This window comes from Streptomyces sp. S465 (genome assembly GCF_026898115.1).
Classification (GTDB): domain Bacteria; phylum Actinomycetota; class Actinomycetes; order Streptomycetales; family Streptomycetaceae; genus Streptomyces; species Streptomyces luomodiensis.
The window spans coordinates 3,441,647-3,452,925 of sequence record NZ_CP114036.1 but is presented as its reverse complement, the minus strand read 5'-3'; the positions used below and the strand labels follow the sequence as shown (position 1 = coordinate 3,452,925).

Genomic DNA, 11,279 nt, shown 5'->3' with positions numbered 1-11,279 from the left:
CGTGATGACCGCCCACAGTTCTTCAACTGACCTCAGGAGGTGACGTTTCCGTGGCTAGCGCGAACGAAGAGAAGCTTCTCGACAATCTGAAGTGGGTGACCACTGAGCTGCGCCGGACCCGTCGCCGCCTGACCGAGGTGGAGGCGGACGCGCAGGAACCCATCGCGATCACCGCGATGAGCTGCCGTTTCCCCGGTGGCATCGGTTCGCCCGAGGATCTGTGGCAGCTGGTCGCGGAGGGCGGTGACGCCATTTCCGGATTCCCCGCCGACCGCGGCTGGAACATCGAGGGGCTGGCCGATCCGGACCCGGACCGCAAGGGCACCTTCTACAACAGCGGTGGCGGATTCCTCGACGGCGCCGCCGACTTCGACCCGGCGTTCTTCGGCATCTCGCCGCGCGAGGCGCTCGCCATGGACCCGCAGCAGCGGCTGCTGCTGGAGACCTCCTGGGAGGCGTTCGAGCGCGCGGGCATCGACCCGACGTCGGTCAAGGGCAGCCGCACCGGCGTCTACGTGGGCGCGTCGGCCATGGGCTACGGCTCCGGTCTCCAGGATGTTCCGGAGGAGCTGGAGGGCCTGCTGCTCACCGGCGGTGCCACCAGTGTGCTGTCCGGCCGTATCGCCTACACCTTCGGTCTGGAGGGCCCGGCCGCCACGATCGACACGGCGTGCTCGTCGTCGCTGGTCGCGCTGCACTGGGCGGCCCAGGCGCTGCGTCAGCGGGAATGTTCGCTCGCCCTGGTCGGCGGCGTCGCGGTGATGCCCACCCCGGATGTGTTCGTGGAGTTCAGCCGGCAGCGTGGCCTCGCCCCCGACGGCCGGTGCAAGTCCTTCGCGGCGTCGGCGGACGGCACCGGCTGGTCCGAGGGCGTCGGTGTGCTGCTGGTCGAGCGGCTCTCGGACGCGCGGAAGAACGGCCGCCCCGTGCTGGCGGTGGTGCGCGGCTCGGCCGTCAACCAGGACGGTGCGAGCAACGGCCTGACCGCCCCGAACGGCCCCTCCCAGCGGCGCGTCATCCGCCAGGCCCTGGAGAACGCCCGGCTGTCCGCCGCCGAGATCGACGTCGTGGAGGCGCACGGCACGGGGACGACGCTGGGCGACCCCATCGAGGCACAGGCGCTGCTGGCCACCTACGGCCAGGAGCGGCCCGAGGGCCATCCGCTGTGGCTGGGTTCGCTCAAGTCCAACCTGGGCCACACCCAGGCGGCGGCGGGTGTCGCGGGCGTCATCAAGATGGTCATGGCGATACGCCACGGCGTCCTGCCCAAGACCCTGCACGTCGACCAGCCGTCCCCGACCGTCGACTGGTCGGCGGGCGAGGTGTCCCTGCTGACCGAGGCCCGGCCGTGGGACGAGACCGGCAGGCCGCGCCGGGCCGGTGTCTCGGCCTTCGGAGTGAGCGGCACCAACGCCCACACCATCCTGGAACAGGCCCCGGAGGCCGAGGAGTCCCCGGCCACGGGCGAGGACGGCACCACCGCGGCGGTCACCGCCGCCGTACTGCCGTGGACCCTGTCCGCCAGGAACGCGGCGGCGCTGCGCGACAACGCCCGGCGCCTGATCTCCCGGCTCGACCGCGAGCCCGCCCTCGGCACCGCCGACGTGGGCTACTCGCTGGCCACCGGCAGGGCGGCGCTGGAGCGCCGCGCGGTGGTCGTCGGCGAGGACCGTGCCGGGCTGGTCGCGGGCCTGGAAGCGCTGGCGCGGGGGGAGTCCGCGCCGGAGCTGATCGAGGGCGCGGTCGTCGACGGCGAGGTGGCTTTCCTGTTCACGGGGCAGGGCAGCCAGCGGCTGGGGATGGGCCGTGAGCTGTACGACGCCTATCCGGTGTTCGCGGAGGCGCTGGACGCGGTGTGCGCGGAGCTGGACCGGCACCTCGAACGGCCGCTTCGGGACGTTCTGTTCGGCGAGGACGCCGAGGCGCTGGACCGGACCGGTTTCACCCAGCCCGCGTTGTTCGCGGTGGAGGTGGCGCTGTTCCGGCTGGTCGAGGCGTGGGGTCTGCGTCCCGATTTCCTGTCGGGCCATTCGATCGGTGAGCTGGCCGCCGCGCATGTGGCGGGTGTGCTCTCGCTCACGGACGCGGCGAAGCTGGTGGCCGCGCGTGGCCGGCTGATGCAGGAGCTTCCGGCCGGTGGCGCGATGATCGCGGTGCAGGCGTCGGAGGACGAGGTGGCGCCGCTGCTGAGCGAGCGGGTGAGCATCGCCGCGCTCAACGGCCCGACCTCGGTCGTCATCGCGGGTGACGAGGACGCGGCTCTGGAGATCGCCGCGTCGTTCGAGGCGCAGGGCCGTAAGACCAAGCGGCTGACGGTGAGCCACGCGTTCCACTCGCCGCGCATGGACGGGATGCTGGAGGCGTTCCGTCAGGTGGCGCGGGGGTTGTCGTACGAGGCCCCGAAGATTCCGATCGTGTCGAACCTGACCGGTGCCGTGGTGTCCGCCGAGGAGATCACCAGCGCCGACTTCTGGGTGCGCCACGTCCGCGAGGCCGTGCGCTTCCTCGACGGTGTGCGCACCCTGGAGGCCAAGGGCGTCACCACCTTCATCGAGCTGGGCCCCGATGGCGTGCTCACCGCGATGGCGCAGGAGTGCCTGCTGGGTGAGGACGCGGTGTGCATCCCCGCCCTGCGCAAGGACCGTCCCGAGACCGGGGCGCTGACCACCGCCGTGGCGCGGGCGCATGTCCGTGGTGTGGCGGTGGACTGGGCCGGGTTCTTCGCCGGAACGGGTGCGTGCCGGGTGGACCTGCCGACGTACGCCTTCCAGCACGAGCGGTTCTGGCTGGAGCCGGGCGCGGCGTCCGTGGGCGATGTGGCGTCCGTGGGGCTGGAGCCGGCCGGGCATCCCCTGCTGGGTGCGGCGGTGCCGCTGGCGGAGTCCGATGGACTGGTGTTCACCGGCCGGCTGGGCGTGGACACCCATCCGTGGCTGGCCGACCATGTGGTGCAGGGCGTGGTGGTCCTGCCGGGCACGGCGTTCGTGGAGCTCGCCGTTCGCGCCGGCGACCAGGTCGGCTGCGACCTTCTCGACGAGCTGACCCTGCATGTCCCGCTGACGCTGCCCGCACACGGAGGCATCCGGCTTCAGGTCACGGTCGGCGCGGCGGACGGCGCCGGACAGCGGTCCGTCGCCGTCCTGTCCCGTGCGGAGGACGCTCCGGCCGAGGAGCCGTGGACGCGGCACGCCGACGGAGTGCTCGCCTCGGGCGCGCCCCGGCCGGCGTTCGCGATGACGGCGTGGCCGCCGGCGGGCGCCGAGGCGGTCGGGGTCGAGGAGCTGTACACGACCCTCGCCGACGCCGGTCTGCGGTACGGCCCGGTGTTCCAGGGGCTCACGGCCGCCTGGCGACACGGGGACGAACTCTTCGCCGAGGTCCGGCTGGACGAGTCCGCGGCGTCCGACGCGCAGGACTACGGGCTGCATCCGGCGCTGTTCGACTCCGCGCTGCACGCGCTCGGCCTGCTCGGCCCGGCCGACGGTGCGCAGGGAGGGCTGCCGTTCGCCTGGAGCGGGGTGTCGGTGTACGCGAGTGGCGCCTCCGCGCTGCGGGTGCGTCTGGTGCCGCGGGGCACGGGTGCGGACGGTGTCCGGGTGGAGATCGCCGACTCGGCCGGTAGCCCGGTCGCCGTCGTGGACTCGCTGGTCCTGCGCGCCGCTCCGGCCGAGCGGGCGCTGACCTGGCGGGCGGCGTACCACGAGTCGCTGTTCCGGCTGGACTGGGCCACGATGCCGGTGCCCGCCGAGAAGTCAGGGGCCGGTGTGCCGTGGGCGGTACTGGGCTCCGGTGCGCCCGCCGCGCTCAGGGCCGGTGCCGCGGTCCACGCCGACCTGGCCGCGCTGAGCGACGCGGTGGAATCCGGGGCGACGGGGACGCCCGAGTACGTTCTCGCGTACTTCGGCCCGGGGGACACCACCGAGGACGACGTGGCCGGTGCCACGCACTCCGCCGCGCGGGACGCGCTGGCTCTGGTGCAGGCGTGGCTCGCCGAGGAGCGGCTGGACACGTCCCGTCTGGTTCTGGTCACCCAGGGCGCGGTGACCGCCGGGGGCGATGCCGGGGTCGAGGACCTGGCGCGGTCCGCGGTGTGGGGTCTGGTGCGCTCGGCGCAGTCGGAGCGTCCGGACCGGCTGGTGCTGGTGGATGTGGATGGCACCGAGGCCTCGTACGAGGCGCTGGGCGCCGCGCTGGCTTCGGGTGAGTCGCAGGTGGCACTGCGCCGTGGCACGGTCCACACGCCGCTGTTGGCGCGGGTGGCGTCGAAGGGCGCGATGGTGCCTCCGGCCGGGGAGCGGGCGTGGCGGCTGGACATCGAGGAAAGGAGCACGCTGGAGAACCTGACGCTGCTGCCGTGTCCTGAGGCGGCGGCGCCGTTGGAGGCCGGGCAGGTGCGGATCGAGGTCCGGGCCGCCGGTCTGAACTTCCGGGACGTGCTGAACGCGCTGGGGATGTACCCCGGCGATGCCCCTGTCATGGGCATCGAGGGCGCCGGTGTCGTCGTGGAAACCGGCCCCGGTGTCACCGATCTGGCCCCCGGCGACCGCGTCATGGGCATGTTGCCGGGTGCGTTCGGGCCATTGGTGGTGGCGGACCGGCGCATGGTCGCCCCGATGCCGCTGGACTGGACGTTCGCCCAGGCGGCGTCGGTGCCGATCGTGTTCATGACGGCGTACTACGCGCTGCGCGACCTGGCGGACCTCCAGGGCGGGGAGTCGCTGCTGGTGCACGCCGCCGCCGGCGGTGTGGGTATGGCCGCCGTGCAGCTGGCCCGGCACTGGGGTGTGGATGTCTACGCCACCGCCAGCCAGGGCAAGTGGGACACGCTGCGCTCGCTGGGGCTGGCCGAGGACCGTATCGCCTCCTCCCGCGACCTGGCCTTCGAGTCGACGTTCCGCGAGGTCAGCGGCGGTCGCGGGGTCGATGTGGTGCTGGACTCGCTGGCGCGGGAGTTCGTGGACGCGTCGCTGCGGCTGCTGCCGCGCGGCGGCCGGTTCGTCGAGATGGGCAAGACCGATATCCGGGAGCCGGAGGAGGTGGCCGCCCAGTACCCCGGTGTCTCCTACCAGGCGTTCGACCTGTTCGACGCGGGCCTGGACCGTATCCAGGAGATGCTGTGCGAGCTGCTGGAGCTGTTCCGGCAGGGGGCGCTGCGGCCACTGCCGGTCAGCGCCTGGGACGTGCGGCAGGCCCCGGAAGCGTTCCGTTACATGAGCCAGGCGCGGCACGTCGGCAAGGTCGTGCTGACCGTGCCCGCCCCGTGGAACCCGGACGGCACGGTACTGATCACCGGTGGCACCGGTGCCCTGGGCGGCCTGGTCGCCCGGCACGTGGTGACCGAACGCGGGGTGCGGCACCTGCTGCTCACCAGCCGCCGTGGTGAGCGGGCCGCGGGCGCGGCCGAACTCGTCGCCGAGTTGCGTGCGCTGGGCGCCGAAGTGACGGTCGCCGCATGTGACGCGGCCGATCGCGAGGCGCTCGCCGAGGTGCTGGCCGCCATCCCCGCCGAGCATCCACTGACGGCCGTGGTGCACACCGCCGGTGTGCTGGACGACGGTGTCATCGGTTCGCTGACGCCCGAGCGCGTCGAGCGCGTTCTGCGTCCGAAGGTGGATGCCGCGTGGAACCTCCATGAGCTGACGCGGGGCTCGGACCTGGCGTCGTTCGTCCTGTTCTCCGCCGTCTCGGGCCTGTTCGGCGGCCCCGGCCAGGGCAACTACGCCGCCGCCAACACCTTTCTGGACGCGCTGGCGGCGCGCCGCCGCGCCGAGGGGGTCCCGGCCCTCTCGCTCGCGTGGGGTCTGTGGGCGGGCTCCGGTATGGGCAGCGGCCTGAGCGAGGTGGACATCAGCCGGATGCGGCGCGCGGGGCTGCCGCCGCTGTCCCCGGCGGAGGGCCTGGCCCTCCTGGACGCGGCGCTCGGCTCGGGCGAGGTGGCCACCGTCCCCATGCGGATCGACGCCGTGGCGCTGCGCACCCAGGCCGCGGCGGGCACGCTCGCGCCGTTGCTGCGCGGGCTGGTGCGCGTTCCGGTACGGCGCGTGGCGGACAACACCGCGGGTGACGGCGTTTCCGGCCTGGCCGGGCGGCTGGCCGGGCTGAGCGCGGCCGAGCAGGACCGGCTGCTGCTGGACCTGGTCCGTACCCACGTCGCGGCGGTGCTCGGATACGCGGACCCGCAGGCGCTCGAGGAGGGCCGGGCGTTCAAGGACCTGGGCTTCGACTCCCTCACCGCCGTGGAACTGTCCAACCGCCTCCGCGAGGCGACCGGGCTGCGACTGTCGCCGACGCTGGTCTTCGACTACCCGAACGCGGCGTCCCTCGCGGGCCATCTGCGCGGTGAGCTCGTCGGCGACGTGACCGACGCGATCACCCCCCACCACATGGCCACCTCGGCCGACGACGACCCGATCGCGATCGTCGCGATGAGCTGCCGTTTCCCCGGCGGCGTACGGTCGCCGGAGGAGCTGTGGCAGCTCCTGGTCTCCGGCGAGGACGCGATCAGCGGCTTCCCCACCGACCGTGGCTGGGACCTGGCCAACCTCTACAGCGACGACCCGGACGCCGAAGGCACCACCTACACCCGCGAGGGCGGCTTCCTGCCCGATGTGGCCGACTTCGACGCGGCGTTCTTCGGGATCTCGCCGCGTGAGGCCCTCGCCATGGACCCGCAGCAGCGGCTGCTGCTGGAGACGTCCTGGGAGGCGTTCGAGCGGGCCGGGATCGACCCGGCGACGCTGCGCGGCAGCAGGACCGGTGTCTACATCGGTTCCAACGAACAGGACTACCTCACCCTGCTGCTGGACGAGTCGCAGGGCCTCGAAGGACACCTCAGCACCGGCACCGCCTCCAGCGTGGCATCCGGCCGGCTGTCCTACGTCTTCGGTCTCGAAGGGCCCGCCCTCACCGTCGACACCGCGTGCTCGTCCTCACTGGTGGCCCTGCACCTGGCCGCGCAGGCGCTGCGCAACGGCGAGTGCTCGCTCGCCCTGGCGGGCGGCGTCACGGTCATGTCGACCCCGGGGGTCTTTCTGGAATTCAGCCGCCAGCGGGGGCTGGCCGCCGATGGCCGGATCAAGGCGTTCTCCGGTGACGCGGATGGGACCAACTGGGGCGAAGGCGTGGGCCTCTTCCTGGTGGAGCGGGTCTCCGACGCCCGGAAGAACGGGCACCCCGTCCTCGCCATCCTGCGGTCCACCGCCGTCAATCAGGATGGTGCGTCGAACGGTCTGACGGCGCCGAACGGCCCGTCCCAGCAGCGCGTCATCCGCCAGGCCCTCGCCAACGCGGCTCTGACGCCCGCGGACGTCGACGTCGTCGAGGCCCACGGCACGGGCACGACGCTGGGTGACCCGATCGAGGCGCAGGCGCTGCTGGCGACGTACGGTCAGCAGCGGCCCGAAGACCGACCGCTGTGGCTGGGTTCGATGAAGTCCAACATCGGGCACACCCAGGCCGCCGCGGGTGCCGCGGGAGTCATGAAGATGGTTCTGGCGATGCGGCACGGCGTGCTGCCGCGGACGTTGCATGTCACCGAGCCGACCCCGCATGTGGACTGGTCGGTGGGCGACATCGAGCTGCTGACCGAGTCCCGGCCGTGGCCGGAGACCGGTCGTCCGCGCCGCGCGGGGGTGTCGTCGTTCGGCTTCAGCGGCACCAACTCGCACGCGATCATCGAGCAGGCCCCCGACGCGGTGACCGCCGGTGCCGCCGGTGCCGCCGACTCCGTCGCTCCGGAGCGGACCCTGCCCGTCCTCGCCTGGCCGGTTTCCGGCCGTACGGAGGACGCGCTACGGGCCCAGGCCGAGCGTCTGCGGGCCTTCCTGAACGGCCGGGCCGAGGGGGCCCGCCCGCTCGACCTCGCGTACTCGCTGGCCACCTCCCGTTCTGCCCTGGAGTACCGGGCCGTGCTGCTCGGCCGGGACGGCGAACTCCCCGGCGAGCGGCTCGCGGCACTGGCCGAGGGGCGCGGTGCGGCGGGGCTGGTCGAGGGCTCGGTGACGGCCGGTGGCGCGGTGGCGTTCCTGTTCACGGGGCAGGGGAGCCAGCGGCTGGGCATGGGGCGTGAGCTGTATGACGCCTATCCGGTGTTCGCGGAGGCGCTGGACGCGGTGTGCGACGCGCTGGACCCGCATCTGGAGCGTCCGTTGAAGACGGTGCTGTTCGGGGACGACGCCGAGGAGCTGGACCGGACGGGGTTCACCCAGCCCGCGTTGTTCGCGGTGGAGGTGGCGCTGTTCCGCCTTGTCGAGGCGTGGGGTCTGAAGGCGGACTTCCTCTCCGGGCATTCGATCGGTGAGCTGGCCGCCGCGCATGTGGCGGGTGTGCTGTCCCTCGCCGACGCCGCGAAGCTGGTGGCGGCGCGTGGCCGTCTGATGCAGGAGCTTCCGGCCGGTGGCGCGATGGTCGCGGTGCAGGCGGCGGAGGACGAGGTGGCGCCGCTGCTGACCGAGCGGGTGAGCATCGCCGCCGTCAACGGTCCGGCCTCCGTGGTCATCGCCGGGGACGAGGACGCGGCGCTGGAGATCGCGGCCTCGTTCGAGGCCCAGGGCCATAAGACCAAGCGGCTGACGGTGAGCCATGCGTTCCACTCGCCGCGCATGGACGGGATGCTGGACGCGTTCCGTGAGGTGGCCGAGGGGCTCACCTACGAGGCGCCGCGCATCCCGATCGTGTCCAACCTGACCGGTGCCGTGGTGTCCGCCGAGGAGATCACCAGCCCCGGCTTCTGGGTGCGCCACGTCCGCGAGGCCGTGCGCTTCCTCGACGGCGTCCGCACGCTCGAAACCCAGGGCGTCACCACCTTCGTCGAGCTGGGCCCCGACGGTGTCCTCACCGCCATGGTCCAGGACTGCGTCACCGACGCCGAGGCGGCCGTCCTGGCGCCCGCCTGCCGCAACGGCCGCCCCGAGGCCGAGACCGTCACCGCCGCGCTCGCCCAGGCATACGTCCGGGGCGCCGAGGTGGACTGGGCCGCGTACTTCGCCGGGACCGGCGCGCACCGCGTCGACCTGCCGACGTACCCGTTCCAGCGCCGCCGGTACTGGCCGGACACCACCCTGGAGGCCGGAACCCGGGCCGAGACCACCGTGGACGCGGTGGACGCCCGGTTCTGGGAAGCGGTGGAGCGCGAGGACTGGGAGGCGCTCGCCGGCGAACTGCGGGTCGAGGGCGACCAGCCGCTGAGCGCGGTGCTGCCCGCCCTGTCGTCGTGGCGCCGCACGCAGCGCGAGCTGTCCGCCGCGGACGGCCACTTCTACCACGTGGTGTGGAAGCCGCGTCCGCAGAGCCGGGCGGGGGCCCCGGCCGGCACCTGGCTGACCGTCGTCCCCGCGAGCCACGCCGACGACCCCCAGGTCGCCGCGGTGGCCGCCGGCCTGGCGGGGCGCGGGGTGCGGGTCGTACGTGTCGAGCTGGACGCCGCGGACACCGACCCCGCGACCGTGGCCGCCCGCCTCACGTCGGCGTCGGCCGAGGGCCAGGTGGACGGAGTGCTGTCGCTGCTGGCGCTGGACGAGCGGCCGCACCCGGAACATCCGGCGGTGCCGGTCGGCCTGGCGCTGACCGGTGCGCTGGCCGAGGCGCTGGCGCGGCAGGGCGACGACGCCACCGCTCGCCTGTGGTGCGTCACCCGGGGCGCGGTGGCGACCGGCGGCGCCGACCGGCTGGACAGTGTCGCCCAGGCCCAGGTCTGGGGCTTCGGCCGGGTCGTCGCCCTGGAGCAGCCCGAGCGCTGGGGTGGTCTGGTCGATCTGCCGGAGACGCTCAACGAACGCGCGCTGGACCGGCTCGCGGACGTGCTCGCCGGGTCCGACGACGAGGACCAGGTGGCGATCCGCGCCGCCGGGGTCTTCGTCCGCCGTCTCGTACCGGCCGCACGCGACGCGGCGACCGCCTCCACCGAGACCTGGACCCCGCGCGGCACCGTGCTGGTGACCGGTGGCACGGGCGCCCTGGGGCGGCATGTCGCCCGCTGGCTGGCACGGAACGGCGCGGAGCGGCTGGTGCTGCTCAGCCGCCGTGGCCCCGACGCCTCGGGCGCGGCCGAGATCGTGGCCGAACTGTCCGGCACCGACACCGCCGTGTCCGTCGAGGCGTGCGATGTGACCGACCGCGACGCGCTCGCGGGGCTCGTGGAGAAGCTGGCGGCCAACGGCACCCCGGTACGGGCCGTGGTGCACGCGGCCGGTGTCTCCCAGGAGCCCGGCACGGGCCGGGAACTCCCGGAGTTCGCCCGCATCGTGGCCGCCAAGACGGCCGGAGCGCACCATCTCGACGCCCTCTTCGGCGAGGACACCGAGCCGCTGGACGCCTTTGTGCTCTTCTCCTCGATCGCCGGGGTGTGGGGCAGTGGTGGCCAGGGCGCGTACGCGGCGGGCAACGCCTTCCTCGACGCGCTGGCCGAGCGGCGCCGCGCCCGTGGCCTGGTCGCCACCTCCGTGGCCTGGGGCCCGTGGGCGGACGGCGGCATGGCCGCCGAGGGCGACGCCGAGGAGCAGCTGCGCCGCCGCGGCCTGCCGCCGATGGCGCCGGATGTGAACATGGTCGCCTTCCAGCGGGCGCTCACCCGCCGGGAGACCGCGGTGACCGTGGCCGATGTCGACTGGGAGCGCTTCGCCCTGGCCTTCACCGCCGCCCGCCCCCGCCCGCTGATCGACGACGTGCCCCAGGTCGCAGCCGCCCTGCGGGGCGGGGCCGAGGGCGAGCGGGCGGACCGGGCGGCGGCCGACGGCGCGTCGGCGCTGCGCGAGCGGCTGACCGGGCTGGCCCCGGCAGACCGCAGGGACGCGGTACTGGAGGTGGTCCGCACCCATGTGGCCACCGCGCTCGGCCATGCCTCCGCCGACGAGGTCGAGGCCGGACGCGCCTTCAAGGAGCTGGGCTTCGACTCGCTCACCGCGGTCGAACTGCGCACCCGGCTGGGCTCGGCCACCGGTCTCAGGCTGCCCGTGAGCCTGGTCTACGACTACCCGACACCGGTCGTGCTCGCCGAGCACCTGCTGACCGAACTGGTGCCGGACGGCCCGGGGCACGCCCCGGCCGACCTGGACATCGATCCGCAGGACGCCGAGCTGCGCCGCATCCTGACCACCCTCCCGATGAGCCGGATCCGGGAAGCCGGCCTGCTGGACACGCTGCTCCGGCTGGCCGAACCGCAAGCGGCCACCGCCGAGACCAGCCGCGTCGAAGACGACACCGAGTCCATCGACACCATGGACGTCCAGCACCTCATCGACATGGCGCTCGACCTCGACGGCCTCGACGGCAACGATTCCTGA

General features: G+C 73.6%; 1 protein-coding gene. It reads left to right on the top strand.

Annotated elements, in window-relative coordinates; genetic code table 11:
- The first annotated feature begins 26 nt into the window (after positions 1-26).
- Positions 27-11,279, top strand: a complete 11,253-nt coding sequence (locus N6H00_RS14550; RefSeq protein ID WP_443073214.1) for a type I polyketide synthase — start codon at positions 27-29, stop codon at positions 11,277-11,279.